Consider the following 17,196-nt stretch of genomic DNA (forward strand, 5'->3'; position numbering starts at 1 on the left):
AGATTAATAAGAAGATGACGACTGATCGCCCTCCATGATGTGAACGCCGGAACTGGCACCGATGCGCGTTGCTCCTGCTTCAATCATGCCGTTCATGTCTTCCAAGCTCCGGACTCCGCCAGAAGCTTTAACACCTGCACGTTGTCCGACGGTGCTGCGCATCAAAGCAACATCTTCGCGAGTCGCTCCGCCTGTAGAAAAGCCGGTGGATGTCTTAACAAAGTCAGCGCCCGCTTTTACAGCTAATTCACAAGCTCGCACCTTCTCCTCATCGGTGAGCAGGCAAGCTTCAATGATAACTTTTACGAGCGCTTTGCCTGAAGCCGCTTCCACAACTGCCTTAATGTCCTTCTCAACCAGTTCGTAATCCTGTGCTTTCAAAGCGCCAATGTTAATAACCATGTCCACTTCGTTTGCCCCATTGGCAATCGCATCTTTCGTCTCATAAGCTTTGACTGCGGAAGTGGCGGCACCCAGCGGAAAACCGATAACGGTACATACGTTGACCTGCGTGCCTGCTAGCTGCTCTGCCGAGTAAGCCACCCATGCCGGGTTGACACAGACCGAAGCGAACTGATATTGCTTCGCTTCTTCCGTAAGCTTGGCGATGTCCTCTTTCGTGGCGTCCGCCCGCAGAAGCGTATGATCAATAATTCCTGCTATGCTCATGCTCTACACTCCTTACCTACTCTATTTTCATACCTGTTTATGGTGAACTATATTGATTTCATGCACATCATAACACAGGTATTGAACATATGTAAATGGTAGTTTGAAATTTTGTTCAAGGTCGAATAAAGAGGAGATACTCACTCCATTCGGCGCTTCCGATCACTCTCCCCTTCGGTCAGTAACAATGGTTCCCGCATTTCCATACGCTAGACTATTTTATCTAATTGGTGAATATTACTGCATTTTCTGAGAAGAACGGTTACGGAATACATATCACCGACAGCCCACCTGCGGAGAGATGCCTTTCTGAATGAGAGGGAGAGTGGAGAGAAGCACATGGCAGCGTATCGTTATTTCTGGAAACAAAAAACCCCTTAGATATAGCTCGTCACTGAGAGGCTGATCTCAATGTCTATTCTAAGGGGTGCAATCCCTGCTGCGGCAGGGTGATTATTTTAACAACGCTTGCGCGGTGAATTGGTCAGTCACTAATATATTGGCATATTTGCCGATCAGGGCGGCCCTGATCGATTCGATTTTCCGTTGCCCTCCGGCAACAAGAATCGATTTTTCCTTATCGCGCAGCTCCGCAAGGTCGATGCCTACCGTACGATTATTGATTTCTTCACTGCACATGTTCCCTTTCTCGTCAAAGAAACGGGAGCATATATCGCCTGCACCACTGCTTTGGAGCAGTTTTTGCTCTTCTTTGCTGAAGTAGCCGAGCCGGAACAGAAGGGCATCGTCTTTAACCGTTCCTACGGTGAAGACAGCAATATTCGCCTGTTTACCCAGTTGAATAATACGATGAATATGCCGGTCTTGCTCCACCATCTGTTTGAGAGCGATGCTGTCGAATATGACGGGCAGCGGCAAATAACGGGCAATGGTTTGGAACGCCGCGGCGAATAAATTCACCGTTTCAGCCGCGTACGTATTGACGTGGGAGTGACTTACGCCGCCCTTTAATTGAACGACCTCCACGCCTCGCACCTGCTTTTGCTGCAGCTGAAGCGCCACTGCATGCATCGTCCTCCCCCAGGTTACGCCGATAATATCCGCATCCTGAACCGTTTCATGCAAATAATCAGCCGCTTTCTTGCTGATATGCTTCTGAATTTCTTGATACTCGTTCAAAGGCGAATAGCACACAAGGACCGTATCCAAATTATATTTTTGCTTAACCTGCTCACCCAAAGCATCCAAATCTTCAAGTGGATCGACTATGTTGATACGCACATAGCCCTGTTCTTTGGCATGCTGCAATAATCGGGACACGGTCGGACGGGAGACACCGAGCCTTGTCGCAATTTCTAATTGACTATAATCAGAAAGGTAATAAAGTCTTGCTGCTTCAATGCTTAACCGCTGTTTCTCGTTATCCATGTTACAACCCACTTTTATTAGATGATTCATTCCATAAGTTCATGTTCAAAAAACAATATGAAAAATGCATGTCTAATTATACACTATAGGTGACTTTTTACATAACGGCGTTGCAAATAAGTTCGACAGGCCGACTAAACAGAGGAATTTTCTCTCCATGGTTTATCCGATGAATTCTAAGGGGTGCATGTCATAATAAGTGCAATTCTTTTCCGCGATGCACCGCCTCGAAGCGGCTCTTCACATTCATCTTGCGGTAAATATTGTTAATATGGGTTTTAATCGTAGCCACACTCACGGTTAGCTCGGCGGCAATCTCTTTGTTCGTCAGTTCACTCTCGATCAGCTGCAGCACTTTCAATTCCTGACCTGTCAGCAGGCTGCTCTTCAGCGTTTCGTCATCTCCATGCTCTTGCCGGAGGCACCCTATTAATTTTTTGACATATTCCAACCTGACACGGAACTTCTCTCCGCGCAAAAAACTTGTTTGCCGCATCCGCACGTACGCGGCCAGCAGCTCAAGCATCGGAGCCCCTTCATCCGTGAACGAGCGAATATAGCCTTCTTCTTCGGCAATTTCAAGCGCTTCCCCTAATTTATGCATCGCCGGCTGAACATTGCCTGCACAATAATATGCAACACTGTGCAGCGCCAACGTCCGCACTACATCACCTTGACGGCTGTGCTGTCTTGCCAGCTGATTCAGCTTCTCCAAGAGGAGAATGGCCTCTTCATATCGCCCCGACGCTACCCGCGTTTGTGCCAATACATAATATTCATAGATTTGGTTAAGAGAAAATTCATCTTCTAATTGATCTATCCCGCTTTCTTGAATCCATGCTTCCGCCTGCTTGATATCTCCTTGCGCCAAGGCGAGCCGCGCCAATTCGACCGATATTCGCTGAACTGCCTGCCCATGCTCCTGGACGGTATAACGGTTCTTAAGCTGCAGCATAATTTCCAGCGCCTGCGGGGCAGCTTCTCTCACCTGCAGAATCCGCGCCATCGTAAAGGCGGCATAGAGAGCAACCGGCACCGATTCCGCTTTTGTCTTGAGCGCTAGCGCCGCCCAATGCTCTGCTTCGTCCAGACGGTTCCATTCATACAGCAGGTGACTGTAATTTTCATAGGATACGGCTGCAAAGGCGCTATGTTGCTTCTTCTCCCATACTTCAATAGAACGCAATATGATTTGTTCCGCCACACGCAAGCTTCCGATATGGGCAATCAAATTGTTATCTACTAAACCCAAGTCCAATTGATGAGTAATAAGATGCAGGATACCGCTGTTGCTCTCGGGAACCTCGTCGACACATTGCTCGAAATAGCGAAGCACCGCTGTAAAATCTCTTTGATGATGCGCCAGCATCATGCGAATTAACGATAGAGCGCTGCTTCTAAGCCGATGCTCTGCTTCGGATTCCACATTCCTGGCCTGCTGCAGAGAAGCCTCCATTACCTCGATTCGCTCTTCCGCTTCTGATAACCGTCCGTTGTACAACAGCAAGCATATGCAGAATAAATCGAGCTGGGGCGTCCGATTCAAAATTCGCGGCGGTATGGCAGAAAGCCACCGCAGCATCGTCTCCAGCTTCGATTGCGCAATCCGATCCCGAAGCCCCTCGATCATCCGCAAGGCATCTTCATACTGCTCGCCGAGCAAATAATGTTCTACTGCCTCCTCGGCCAGACCGTGCTCTTCCAGCCATTTCCCCGCTAGCGCATATAGTCTCGTTGCCTGTCCGGGAGATCGCTTCTTCAGCTGCGCCTGCAAAAAGTCTTGAAACAAATAATGATAGCGATACCAACCCCGTTCATCATCCAGCGGGATAACAAACAGGTGAGAACGTTCCAGTTCCTCCAGCTCCGTCTGTCCTCCTGCTTGTCCGGTAATCGCTTCGCATAGCGGCCCGGACATCCGGCTGCATATCGATGTATACAGTAAAAACTTTTTCGTGCGCTCCGGCTGATTGTCCAACACCTCCATGAGCAAAAACTCAGCCACATCGCGGTGTTGTCCAGAAAAATGACGAATAAACTCCTTATATTCCCGTTTCTCCCTCAAGGAAAGGGCAGCGAGTTGCATGCAGCCGATCCATCCTTCCGTCCGGGCGACCAGCATGTCCGCCTCGCGTCGGGCCAGCGGCAAGCTTAAACAATGTTGAAAGAAAGCCGCTCCCTCATCACCGGTAAAGCGCAGCTCTTGCATGCCAACCTTGTGCAATTCTCCTCGCAATCGAAGCTGGGGCAGTCGTAAAGGCGGTTCGTTACGGCTTCCGATGTAAATATGAATATATTCTGGTAAATGCCGCAATAGATACGACATCGAACGGTGGATCTGCTCATTTTCGATGACATGGTAATCATCAAGCACAATAACGAATGGGGCTGGCAGCTGAGTCAAAACGCGAATGACTTCTCCCATCCAGATGTGGGGATTGCGCGGATTGATCCGCGATGTCATTGCTTCCGCTTGGATACCGGACTCTTGATGCGCAGCGCCGACCGCCGCCATTATATATGACCAGAAACTTACCCAATCGTTCTCCTGCCGATCAAGCGTCACCCATGCCGCATGCTCATGACGGCTTGCCCAAGCGCCAAGCAGCGTCGATTTGCCGAACCCGGCCGGAGCCGTAACTACGGTCAATTTACAGTTCAAGCCCTCATCAAGAAGCTGCAGCAAGCGCTCACGCTCAACCAGCGGCAGCCTTGAACGCGGTGGATGTATTTTCGTGGATATCATCATCGTCGGTATCCCCTTTCCCATTTCCATTATCATTGTAGAGCAATAATGGAAAAAATTAAATAAATTTGGCGGGGGAATGCTGACAATGTCTCCTATTGGTTAGTCTGAGGTTGAGTCGAAGCAAGCATTTGCGGGGCTTCTAACCATGGCCCTGGTTAAGCCGGTGTAAGCGCCATTGGAAAATATACAGTCAAATGTACGGACTCAGCGGCTAAACGGCATGTAGACTGTAATTTGTCCAATGGATCGGGCTGTTTCTCAGCCATAGATGCGGATAGAGTGCCAAACCACTGGATGAAATCCAATGTAATCGACTTTAATGAGATGCACCCGGCTTATTCATTGGACGAAATCCAATGGATGAGACAAGTAGAGACGTCCCAACCTTCCACGTTGACATGTATGGCACAAAAAGTTGCATCCATAAGTAAAAAAGACAGCCATGTCATCCATGTCGGATGAGCCGGCTGCCTTTTCATATGGGCCTGACAGATAGACCAACCATATAATGGCCAACAGCACAGCACTGCCAGTCCCTTTCTTCAATCGTGCCGCAAAGCGTCTACCGGCTTCAAGGAAGCGGCTTTGTTAGCCGGAAAAATACCGAACAAAATGCCGATTGCCGCCGAAAACACAAAAGAGTAACTAATAATGTTCGCCTTGATTTCAGTTGCCATTTCAAAATAATGAGTCATGGCATAACAAGCGGCATAAGCCAGACCGATTCCGGCCAATCCGCCCATTCCGCTAATAATGACCGCCTCGATCAGAAATTGAACTAATATGTCCCGTTTCTTGGCGCCCAGAGATTTGCGAATGCCGATTTCACGCGTGCGTTCGGTTACCGACACGAGCATGATGTTCATAATCCCGATTCCGCCGATGACAAGCGAAATACAGGCAACGCCCGCCATCATCATCGACATCGTCTTGGATATGGAGCTCATCGTATCCTTGACATCCTGTTGATTAAAAACGTTGAAGCTGTCCGTATTGCCGCGGAACAATTCCGCCAGCTTCGCTTCAATCTGGCTTACGACCGCAGCCATCTTATCCTCCTCGGCCACCTTAACGCTGATGGAACGGATGCCTGCCGATTGGAACAGCCGCTGCGCCGTCGTAATCGGAATCAGCACCTTATCGTCGTTCGAGCCGCCAAGCGAGCTTCCCTTCGGCTCCAGCAGTCCCACTACCTTGAACCGGACGCCGTTAAGCAGCACTGTCTTGCCCGTCGGGTCCTCGGAGCCGAACAAGTCGGCAGCCGTATTGACGCCTAGCAGCGCCACTCTGGAATAGTTCGACACATCCAGCGGGACGATATAGCGGCCGCTCTGATGCTTGAAATCTTTGACCGTCTCATAGTCCGGCGTAATTCCTTCAACAGACACCGAGGCGGATTCCGTCGTGCCGTATTTTACGGCTGCATTCCCGGAGACAATCGGAGCGACTCCTTCGATATCCTCGATTCCGTCGGCCAAGTGAACCGCATCATCCAAGGATAATGTCGTCACGCTTCCGCGGCCCATTATGTTTACCGACAACATATTCGTGCCCAAGCTCTGCAACGATTTCTCCACTTCATTGGAAGAGCCTTGTCCCATTGCCACAAGCGAGATTACCGTGGCGACTCCGATCAAAATCCCTAGCATGGAAAGGAAGGTTCTAAGCTTGTTGGCCAGAATGCTGTGCCATGACATTCTGAACCCTTGCGACAGCTTCACGTCCATCCCCCCTTTCCTCGGTCAAGATGCCGTCATTCATGAATACGACTCTTTTGGCCCGCGCGGCTACTTCCAAGTCGTGGGTGATTAACACAATCGTATGCCCGGCGCTATTCAACTCCTCAATTAGTCCCAACACTTCCTTGCCGGTCCTCGTATCCAATGCGCCGGTCGGTTCATCCGCAAGCAGAATCGGCGGATGAGTGGCCAGTGCCCGAGCTATCGCAACCCGCTGCTGCTGTCCCCCTGAGAGCTCGCTCGGCCGATGGCCCATTCTGCCGTCCAAACCTACCTGCTGCAGCGCCTTGACTGCCGCTTCACGGCGCTCCTTGTTCGACAATCCCCGGTAAATGAGCGGCAACTCCACATTTTCAATAGCGCTCAGCTTCGGAAGAAGGTGAAAGCTTTGAAAGATGAAGCCGATTTTCCGATTGCGAACTTCCGCCAGCTTGTTATCGCTTAATCCGCTCACTTCCATACCGTCCAGCGTATAGCTCCCAGAGCTCGGCGTATCCAGACAGCCGATGACATTCATCAGCGTCGACTTGCCTGAGCCGGACGGACCGATAATCGCCACAAAATCGCCTTGGCGAATCTCCAGATTGACCCCGCGAAGAATGGTCACTTCCTCTGAACCCATTCTGTATGCTTTCCTCACGTCCCGGATCGAGATCAGGACATCACCACTGCCGGATGCTGCATGCTCTCTCATCGGCGGCTGCCTCCGCCGCCATTAGGAAACCCGCCACCCGAGAAGCTGCCGCCGCCAATGACGCCGCCTCCCATGCCTCTTATCTGCTGTCTTTGCTCGGTCGACCCGCCTGCCTTTCCTTGCGGCGCGGCAAGGATTACAGAGTCGCCTTCACTCAGGCCGGAAATGATTTCGGCATAGGAGTCATTGCTGATGCCAACGGTCACTTCTCTCAGCGTTCCGCCAGAAGCCTGGCCCATTCGCCGGATCGCGCCGTCATTATCCTGCCCGGCTGCAGCTCCATTGCCTGCGCTGCTTCCTGCCGCCCTATTGCCGGAATTGCCTCGGGCGCTGCTTCTATTGCTGCTTCCTGTATTGCCTCCTGCTGCATCTCCACCTCCATTCCCGCTGGCGGCACGGCCATCCATGCTGCCAGCGTCGCTTCCAGCGCCATCCGCCAGACCGCTTCCAGCCCTGCTGCCGCCTTCCCGCCCGGATTCTCTCCCTGCCGGCTCGGCTTGAGCGCCATCCGGCGCATCGCCCGCTCGTTCCAACGGCAGCTCTCCGGCGTTAGGCGCTGTGGCGGATGCCCCTCCGCCGCCAGGCACTCGGACGAAATGCTTGCCGCCCATGGCGACGACCGCCTCTACCGGGACAAGAACAACGTCCTGCTTCGCATTCGTAACAATTTCCGCTTGGCCGGACATGCCGGAGAGAACGCCTGCGGCGTTGGATAAGCCAATCTTTACCTCATAGGTCGCAACGCCGTTGGAGCTCTTGCCTTCATTGGCAATCGTATTGATTTTTCCTGTAAACACGTTGTCCGGGAATGCGTTCAGTGTCACTTCCGCCGTCTGTCCCGCCTTGATTTTCGGCACATCGAGTTCATCCGCCGACATGGTGAACTCCAGGTTGGTATAATCGACGATGACCGCCACGACGGTGTTCTCGTTCACATCGCCTCCGACTTCAATCTCGCTCGCCGTGACCGTGCCCGCAACCGGGGCGGCAACGTCATGGTTCTCCGCTTCTTCCTTCCGCAAGCTGGCGATCGTTGATTCATTTTGTTCTATCTCTAGCGTTAACGATTTTATATTGATTCTAATAGAGTCCCTGCTTTCCTCCGCCGCTTCTTTATACTGCTTCTGAAGCTGCTCCATCTGCAATTGCTGTTTCTTTAGGGAGAGCTCGGTTTGCTTGATCTTCTCGGAATTGTCCGTTTTTTTGAACTCAACGATCGTCTGTCCTTTCTTCACCTTGTCTCCGACCTTGAAGTTAATTTTGCTGACTGTCCCTTTATAAGCCGCTTTCACATTGCTCTCTTGTGCAACTCCGACCATTCCAGAACCGGACACTTTCGTTTCTATGCGCCCTCTGGTCGCCTGTACCGTTCGAGTTGGCACGGGGTCCGCCGACGATTGCTCCGTCTGCTGCCGCGTAAAATAGAATCCTGCAGCCGCCCCTGCTGCAATGACGATTCCTAATACGATCATCCACTTCCTCATCGCGTCAAGTCCACCTTTACCGGTTCTACAGAACAGCCCGCGACATGTCCGGGCTGTTCATTGTTCCCATCATACCTACCTTAGCTGAATGGATCCTTAAAGGTAACTGAGCACAAACTGAGCGTTAGCTGAGTAAATGCTGAAAACGTAAGGCCGTTCGGATACCGTTTGCTTTCCTTTGCACGATGGCATATTATATAAATAACTAATATAAGTGTCATTTAGGAGAAATAGTTCTTATTTGGGGCTGTATCAATATAGAGGCGCTAACGCGGGAATTGAATCATCCTGCCTAACATAAAAAAGTAATAGACCTCACCGCGTGAGGTCTATATGTACGAATCGATTTTATTCAAATTAGGTTTCCAGCACTTTATTTACAAATTTCACAGTACCGCCGCCTACTATTATCCTGATGTATAATATTGTAAACATTGGATTTTAGAGATGGAAGTGGTTTATGTTGAGAAATGCGCATATATCTTACACTATAATCGCCACCGTTGTGCTCGCTGTTATTCTACCAGTTAATATTTTCATTCAAGTTTTTATCGATGATCAGATGCTAAAGAATATCGCGTTTTCATGTATAATTCTTTATTTCTGCATACTTGTATTCATATTCAAGTTAAGAGACGATAGAACGCAGAAAGACGGCGTGGAAAAAGTGACGAAAGTTCACATTGCCCACGTTGTCATTTTAGGGATTAATTTTTTCATTCAAATTTTTGCCGGAGATAAGACAATTAAGGATATTTCCATGGCGTGCACATTTTTCTATTTCGCCATATTTGCAATCCTTTATCTGGTTAAGAGGAAATAAGCAGCTTAAAAATGAAGACTAGCATAAAACGATCCAAAGATTACATTGAGAGTAGAATAGTTATAGAGTCGCTGAGACGGGGATTAATGAATTGATTCGGCCTGATGAGGAAAAAAAATAGACCTCACCGCATGAGGTCTATATGTATGAGTCCATTTTATTCAAAGCAAGCGGAGTAGATAGCTCCCACACCGAAAAATCCTATTATAGCTTCTACAACTTCCTTTCCGGCAGTTTTGGCAGCATCCTGCACACCCATTTTTATAGCCTCCATAGTAGATAAGCCCATTCCTTTAGCGACTTTGTAGGTTTCCAACACTTTGTTCATAAACTTCACAGTACCGCCGGCTGCTTTCATGGCATCTTTTATTTTCGCAAGCTTTGCAGGCGCATAAACGAGAGATGCCAAGGCTACTACTACTGCAGACACGCACCCAATAGCCCCACTTGTTTCAAACTCGGAGATTTGAAACTCCGTATTCGTATTCAACCACTCAATGATCGCATCAGGACCGCTGTTAATGACGCTGTCAGGCATTCTTTCAATTGCATCGAGAACTCTTTCCGCTTGAACAAAGTTCGGATCGGCCAGCGAACTTTCTCCGCCAACAGGCGTACTTACATGACTGGCAGCTGCACTTGCCACACTTCCTAATGAAAAAACGGTGACAGCAATTGCGGTGACAAGCGACAGTGTCTTGACTCCAAAACGTATTGATTTTCAGGAACAGGAGTGGTTTTTATTGAAAAAACTAACAATACATTACATCATCCTCGCCGTCATCGTAGCAATTGCTGTTTTTACTCATTTTTTTATTCCCGATCAGCTCATTAAGGATATTGCTCTTTCGTGCGCAATTATATATTTCTGGATTTTGGTGCTCACATTAAAAATAATAGACGGGAGAAAGCAAACAGAGAGCGTGGAAAAATCAACAGAAGTTTACACTGGGTACGCAGTCGTTTTAGGATTTAATTTTTTCATTCAAATTTTTTCCGATGATAAGACAATGAAGAATACTTCTTTGGCGTTCGCATTTGTCTATTTCACCATATTTGCCATCATTTATTTAGTTAAAAGAAAATAAAATGCAGAAAGGCGATGAATAGAACCTATTGGATTATGTAGAGTAAAACAGGCTTGTCTATCTGTTCACTTGGACACAACATATAAATAATCGATATAAGTGCCATTCTGGGCTAATCGTATTTAGGGATGAATAAAAAAAAGCGCTTAGCCGGGAATTGTTATTGCAGACACCCCCTATAAAAAAGCCGCCTTTTCGCGGCTCATTGGGAAAATGTTCTTTATCACTCGCAGTGAAAATACCGGGAAGATTAACGGCCTGGAGCTACTCCCCGGCTAACCATGCGGCGAGCTCCTCCATTTGTGACAAAGTCGCAATCGGATCAAAATACCACGATTTCTCACTCTTCCAAATATATACACGATCGTTTTTGACCGCATCCAACGTTCCCCAGATCGGATCGGACTTCAAGTCCCCGTACGTACGCTTGTCTGAAGTGAAAATAATATAGTCGCCTGCAAATTCATGAATGACTTCCATTGATACTTCCACCGACTGCTGCTCCATTATTTCCGCCGCGTGTTTGACAGGAAGCTTACGACCGAGAGCCTGATAGACGGCTTGTCCGCCGCGGCCGAAGTTGTCGCCAAACACGCCTACCATTTTGCCCCAGTCTTCCATGATAGAAAATGTCGCCTCTGCCGGCACAACCTTGTCCAGCTTCGCCCGTGCGTCCGCAATCCGTTTGTCATAATCAGCCAGCCAAGCCTCCGCTTCCCGTTCTTTTCCCAGCACTTTGCCGAAGTAGGCTACTTCCTCATGCGCCGTTTTCAGATTGCCGAACGGAACGAGAATTGTCGGCGCGATTTTGCTGAATGAATCGTATGCCGGCTCATTGCCCGTAACGATCAGATCGGGCTGCAGCGCCACGATTTTCTCAAGCGAGATGGCTTCATATTCCCCGATATTTTCTACTCCTTCGAGCTTATTGGAATAATAGGGATTTTTTAAATTTTTCTCTGGGGTGCCGATCGGCTTCACGTTTAATGCGATGAAGCTGCCAAGGTAGAGATCGACGACGATACGCTGAGGCTTGTCCGGAATCTTGATGTCTCCCTTTATCGTCGATATGGTTCTGGTCTTGTCCGCCGTTCCCGCCTGCGATTCCTGTCCCGGTGCTGCTTGAACGCCTCCCGTAACATTCCCGGAGGTTGTCGAAGCTCCCGAGCAAGCGCTCAAAAACAAGCTCAGACAGAACAGGATGGCGGCTAACATCTTTGTGCTTTTAAGCATGGGTATATCTCCCTCTCTGTAACATTGATAACGATTATTATTATCATTGTTACTATAATACCCCAGCTTTCTGCCGCCAATGGATGTTCTGCGCCATCTCAATGGACGATTTGCATTTTTATCGACCGTGCCAAGTCGGTTTCTGAATTGAATGGGCGATGTTCCCGTATGTTTTTTAAAAATCCGGCTGAAATAATACTTGTCCAGATACCCGACGCGTATAGCTATCTCTTCCAGAGTCGCATCCGAAGCAAGCAGCAGCTCCTTAGCTTCTTTTATTCTGATTTGCGTCAAATATTGGATCGGGCTGTAATTGATCTCGCTCTTAAATAACTTGCCCAAATGACCGACACTGCAATTGAGTTTGTCCGCCAATGAGTCCAATGTAATGAGTTCTGCATAATGATCTTGCATATATCGTACGGCTTGAGATACAGGGCCCGTTTCAACTATGTGACCCCCTTCTCTCTGAAGCTGCTGCAGCAGCTCATACACACATTGATAAAACAGGGCTTTGACATGAAAATGCTCCAACTCGCCCGCCATTCGCCATTCTCGATCCATTTCTTCTATTTTTGCTAAAAAAGATAACGGGGAGTACGGCACAATTTTGTATTGAAGCTGAAACGGACGTATTCGGTTCATCAACTCCAGAATCTCTTGCCTGCAAGGAAGGGGAATAACAGCCTTGTACAAGATTAAATAATATTCAAACTCCTCTTTTGTTGTGTAAATGTCCAAACATGTACCTTTGCCGCCGTGCAGCAAATGAAATCGCTTGGTGTGATACGACACGCCGTCCAACTGCACGTGAGCGCCGCCGCGTGCCGCAAATAAAAAAAAGCTGGCCGGAAGGTTATAGAATTGCAACTCCTCGCCGGCCTTCATGTTTGTGTGCCGGATATCCATCAGCCTGACCGAGGCGTGGTTCCAAAGCACAATATGTTCACTCAGGTTCATAACCTGCTCAACTCCTCATGGACCTTTGCGGTTGTCCGTTGCGCAGCCAAAGATATCGATCCCGCCAGGCATTCGCTTTCCGCAAACCGATTGCACTTATTATAAATGATAATCACTCTCAATACCACAGCTGAAGCGGACGTCTGCAAAAAGGACGAACGTGCCCGGAACTGGGAACAACTCCTGTCGATTGCTCCATTAAAATGGTAATTCCAATTCAATTAGGCAATAACGATCACACTCTTCTCAAACTCGCACAGCCCAATGCAAAAGCGGCCCAAAGTCTCCAGACCTTGAGCCGCTCCACCTATTCATTATTCGGTTATCCCAGTATGCGCACAGCCTCAAGCACCTCTGTCGTGTGCTCTTTCACCTTTACGTTGCGCCATTCCTTGGCCAGCTTGCCCTCCTCATCGATAAGGAAGGTCGAACGCACGATACCGTAATATTCCCGGCCGTACAGCTTCTTCAGCTGCCATACGCCGAACAGTTCGGCCACCTTGTGCTCCGTATCGGAGAGCAGTGTGAACGGAAGGCTGTGCTTCTCAATGAATTTAGCATGAGATTTCAGATCGTCTGGGCTAATGCCGAGCACTACGGCGTTATGTGTTGCAAAATCCCCGTGGTAATCGCGGAAATCGCATGATTCCTGCGTGCAGCCCGGTGTCATATCCTTCGGGTAGAAGTAAAGGACGACTTTCTTGCCGCGGTAATCGCTTAAGCGGACGTCCTGCCCGCCGGAAGCCGGCAACGTAAAATCAGGTACGATTTGTCCGACTTGCGCTTGAACGGATTGCGTCATCAGTATACACCTCTTTCGGATGGCCATCGCCACCGCTTTGCTGCCTCTAGCTTATCATTTGCCGCATCCATTTTCAAAAAGGGACGTCCGCTGTCCATCAGCTTATTGCTGCACGCGGGACCACAACGCCGGCACGTTAGGCGGCTCCCAGCTTACCAACGATGTATGTGCTGTTATGCATTTGTATATGCTGCCTTGATATGACACCAGATCGTTCAACTTGTATGCGTATCTCGCCTTCCACGGCTCGAATTCGGCAGGCAGCTTCGCGGTCACCGATTGGCTCGGCGGAGACGCCTTACCCTGTTCGCTAACGGCCTTCACCGTAAACGTATAGGTCTGCCCAGGGATAAGTCCTGCCACGGTATAGTTCGTTGTTCCGCTAGTCCCGACCTTTTCCTCTTGGTTGTACACCTCGTACTTAATGCCTTGACCAGTCCCGTTCGGGTCGGTCCATGACAGGCTGACCGTGTTGTAAGTCAGCGCCGTTACGGTCAATTGCTCAGGCGCCTTCAGCTCCACAGGCATCGGTTCACCCGGACCTTCGCCGAGAATCTCGGCTGCGTTCCCCGATACGACTAGAGCAAACGGCTGCGACGCTTGCGGCACGTTATACCCCTTGATCGTCACAGTATATTCACCGGTTGCCGCAGTGGACACATACACATTTTCGACATTATTCACATGGTCATAGTTGGAGCATGTAGAGCTTGCCGTGTTTTGCACAAAGCAGTTGCCTTTAAATATTTGGCCGCTCGGAGTCTTTACTTCAAGATCGAGGTCATTAACCAGTTGCTTGCCGGCTTGAACAGCTCCTTGATAATCGCTCCAGACCAGAGAGATTTTCAACGGTTTGCCGGCTGAGGCTTTAACGCGATACGATGTGGAGTCACCTGTCTTCAAGCCCGTCTTGTTATCGACGAAGTCTCCTTGTCTGCCGTCCGTCGGAGAGAGCGAATTGACCAGGTTCACGCGGCCCCATCCTGTCTCTCTGCTCATCCAGCCGTAGCCTACATCATCCGCTCCGTTAATGAGCGTAGCTTTGATGAGTGCCGACGATGGAGTCACATTCTTCTTGTCGATATAAAATTGGCGGACGATGGCTGCCGATCCGGCAACGGCCGGAGTTGCCATGGAAGTGCCCGACAGGCTCGTGTAGTATTGGTTCGGATTAGGCTGTCTTGATGAAGCTGAGGAACGAGTCGAAATAATGTTGGAGCCGGTTACGACGAGATCCGGCTTTATCCGGCCGTCAATGGCATAACCTCTGCTGGAGGTAGGGGCGATTTGATTCGGATTGCTTTTCAGCAGATTGCCGACCGTAATCGTGTTTTTGGCATTGCCTGGCGATGAAACCGTGTTGTTCGAGCTTCCATCGTTCCCGGCTGCGAACAATACAGTAAAGTCCTTATTGCCAAACGTATATTCGTCAACGCGGGAGGAGTTGGCATTGTACGAATAGTTGAAGCGGGCTCCCCAGGAGTTCGTATGAATGGATGCACCCTGCTGCTTCGCCGTGCCGAACAATTCCCGCACATCGCCAGGGCATATCGAGTCGCCGCCGCAACCGATGGCTTGGAAGAGCAGCTTCGCGCCGTGCGCGGTTCCTCTATACTTGCCGTCAGACATCGCTCCGTTGCCGAGAACCGTGCCGGCCACGTGAGTGCCATGCCCATTCGTGTCGGACCATGTCCCGGTCGACGGATTAGGGGCAGGCGTAGCATGCAGCTGACCTTCGAAATCTTTATGCAGCGTGCTTAGATTCCCTGAATCCAGACCACTGTCGGCCACGCTGACAACTTGACCTTTGCCGGTCAGCCCGCGGCTCCAAACGCCGGTTGGCGTAGACGCGCCGATTTGATTGGTTACGAAATCGTTGTATACCTCTTCTTTCGGCTTCGGTTCGACGAATGTCACGTCCGGATGTCGAAGCACTTGGGGAATCTGCTCATCGCTTAGCACGGCTTCGATGTAGCCTTCGTGCACGATGGCGGATTCAGCCGCTTGCTGTTGCAGCAATTCGGCCACGCTGGATTCGCTTCCTCTAAATACCGAGATAATGTAGGTGTCTGGCTGGATGTGCTGAGAAGAAAGAATGGTGCCGTCCTTCCATTCGGCTTGATATGGAGTGACGCTGTAAATGAGTTCGTGTGCGGCGAGGCTGCCGGCTTGCTGTGGGTTCATACGTACCAGATAGGCGAAATCGGGAAGGTAATCTCCGATTTCCGCTCCATTCTGGAGCAGTAGCTGCTTGGATGATTCTGTAATGACATCATTGAATTGAACAACGAACAATTGACGTTCCGCTTCCCCCTCCTCCTGCATAAGCCCGTCGTTCCATGAGCCTTCATGCAGGTTCACGCTGCCTGTTCTCAGATGCAGCACGGGATCAGGCTGCCCGCCCAGCGGGGGACTCTCGTACGCCCCGGCCGCCGGAGTCATCAGACTGAGCGCCATAGCAAGCGACATCACCAGAGAGAGCACTTTTTTGTTTTTCATCTTCACCAAATTCATTCCTCCTCTTTTCAATTGGCATACTCTCGCATATGCGAGTAATACTGACAACATCACCTCCGTATTTGACTATTACATTTTCACACAATCCGCAAAATTCAGGAGAAATCAAGATTAGCAGATTGAAGGATTGAACAAAAATGTATATCAATATAATATAAAGGAAAATAATACATTTCAATAGTTTTCTTTGCTAGAATAGAAAAAGCTTTCTTCGCCATTTTACGAAGAAAGCTTGGTGTTTATTTCCAACCCTAAAAAAAGCCTACGATCCCGCTCCACGGTAGCGTTTTACGCCCACATTCCACATCGTGAGGCCAATCGCCAGGAACAGCAAGCCGATAATCGGCGTGAGAAGCGCCAACTGGGTCATCCCTTTGCCTGTCATGAAATAGGAGGCCGGAATGACACCGACGAAAGCGAAAGGCAATATCCATGTCAGCAATACTTGAATGAAGCGGTTGTATATCGTGAGCGGATACCGCCCGTAGCTCTGAATGTTCCAGATGAGCGGCAATATGCCGGTCGGCGCATCAGAATAGAACGAGATGGAAGTGAGCGCCGCATAAATGCCAAAGTAGATGAGCACAGACCCAGCCAATAACAGCAGCAACACCAGCAGTTCCACCAAGCCGAAGTCGAGCCCGAGCTGCGTCCAGCATATGCCCATAATGAGCGCGCCCACGACGGAACCGATGAGTGCCGGCGGGTCTACATTTTCGAGCAATATTTGAAACAGGTTATGCGCTGGCCGCGTCAAAATGCGGTCCATCTCCCCTTTTACAATATATCGTTCACTGAAGCTCCACAGATTGAAAAAGCAGCTGAATATGCCGTACGGAATCATGAAATAGCCGTAGACGAACACCATCTCGTCACGCGTCCAGCCCGCGAGCGTCGGTGTATGCATGAAGACGATGAAGATGAAGATCAGATTCGTCGCTTGGAACAGCAGATCCGACACAACTTCCACCCAGAAGTCCGCACGGTAGGTTAGACGCGTCTTCATATAGTTTTTCAAATATTCGCCGATGAGTCCGATATAATACATC

12 protein-coding genes are annotated in these 17,196 nt (G+C 49.6%); 1 reads left to right on the plus strand and 11 read right to left on the minus strand.

Translation table 11 applies throughout. The annotated features are described in order from the left end of the window. Positions 1–3 precede the first annotated feature (3 nt). From deoC to A372_RS0113170, 7 genes are all read right to left on the minus strand, one after another. Positions 4–669 (minus strand): deoxyribose-phosphate aldolase, encoded by a 666-nt coding sequence (deoC, locus tag A372_RS0113135; RefSeq protein ID WP_019421316.1) that lies wholly within the window; start codon positions 667–669, stop codon positions 4–6. A gap of 453 nt (positions 670–1,122) precedes the next feature. After that, entirely contained in the window at positions 1,123–2,058 is a 936-nt protein-coding gene (locus A372_RS0113140) for a sugar-binding transcriptional regulator (protein ID WP_019421317.1), read from the minus strand. 190 nt (positions 2,059–2,248) lie between these two features. Then, a complete protein-coding gene (locus A372_RS0113145) occupies positions 2,249–4,807 on the minus strand; it encodes a LuxR C-terminal-related transcriptional regulator (protein ID WP_019421318.1) in 2,559 nt (852 codons plus the stop codon). A 542-nt stretch (positions 4,808–5,349) separates the two neighbouring features. Further along, positions 5,350–6,534, minus strand: coding sequence for an ABC transporter permease (locus A372_RS0113150; protein WP_036704136.1), 1,185 nt, complete (start codon positions 6,532–6,534; stop codon positions 5,350–5,352). Next, on the minus strand, positions 6,470–7,240 hold the full coding sequence (locus A372_RS0113155; protein ID WP_019421320.1) for an ABC transporter ATP-binding protein: 771 nt from the start codon (positions 7,238–7,240) through the stop codon (positions 6,470–6,472). The genes A372_RS0113150 and A372_RS0113155 overlap by 65 nt, the downstream gene beginning before the upstream one ends. Further along, positions 7,237–8,724: an efflux RND transporter periplasmic adaptor subunit gene (locus A372_RS0113160; RefSeq protein ID WP_083858848.1), complete on the minus strand. Its 1,488-nt coding sequence runs from the start codon at positions 8,722–8,724 to the stop codon at positions 7,237–7,239. The genes A372_RS0113155 and A372_RS0113160 overlap by 4 nt, the downstream gene beginning before the upstream one ends. 980 nt (positions 8,725–9,704) lie before the next feature. Further along, positions 9,705–10,193 carry a hypothetical protein gene (locus tag A372_RS0113170; RefSeq protein WP_019421323.1) on the minus strand — a complete coding sequence of 163 codons (489 nt, stop codon included), beginning with the start codon at positions 10,191–10,193 and terminating at the stop codon, positions 9,705–9,707. A 19-nt stretch (positions 10,194–10,212) separates the two neighbouring features. On the opposite strand from A372_RS0113170, the gene A372_RS0113175 reads away from it, so the two are divergent. Further along, positions 10,213–10,635, plus strand: coding sequence for a hypothetical protein (locus A372_RS0113175; protein ID WP_237728535.1), 423 nt, complete (start codon positions 10,213–10,215; stop codon positions 10,633–10,635). 264 nt (positions 10,636–10,899) lie between these two features. On the opposite strand, the gene A372_RS0113180 is transcribed toward A372_RS0113175, so the two are convergent. The 4 genes from A372_RS0113180 to A372_RS0113195 form a co-directional block, all read right to left on the minus strand. Then, positions 10,900–12,828 (minus strand): AraC family transcriptional regulator, encoded by a 1,929-nt coding sequence (locus A372_RS0113180; protein WP_019421325.1) that lies wholly within the window; start codon positions 12,826–12,828, stop codon positions 10,900–10,902. A gap of 322 nt (positions 12,829–13,150) precedes the next feature. Further along, the gene (gene bcp / locus A372_RS0113185) at positions 13,151–13,630 is read right to left on the minus strand and encodes a thioredoxin-dependent thiol peroxidase (RefSeq protein WP_019421326.1); all 480 of its coding nucleotides are present in this window, start codon (positions 13,628–13,630) and stop codon (positions 13,151–13,153) included. Positions 13,631–13,732: 102 nt separating this feature from the next. After that, complete coding sequence (locus A372_RS0113190) at positions 13,733–16,129, minus strand: S8 family serine peptidase (RefSeq protein ID WP_157259549.1); 2,397 nt, start codon at positions 16,127–16,129, stop codon at positions 13,733–13,735. Between the two features lie 280 nt (positions 16,130–16,409). After that, positions 16,410–17,195, minus strand: a complete 786-nt coding sequence (locus A372_RS0113195) for an ABC transporter permease (protein ID WP_019421328.1) — start codon at positions 17,193–17,195, stop codon at positions 16,410–16,412. Position 17,196 lies beyond the last annotated feature (1 nt).

This window comes from Paenibacillus sp. OSY-SE, from assembly GCF_000283315.1.
Taxonomy (GTDB): domain Bacteria; phylum Bacillota; class Bacilli; order Paenibacillales; family Paenibacillaceae; genus Paenibacillus_B; species Paenibacillus_B profundus.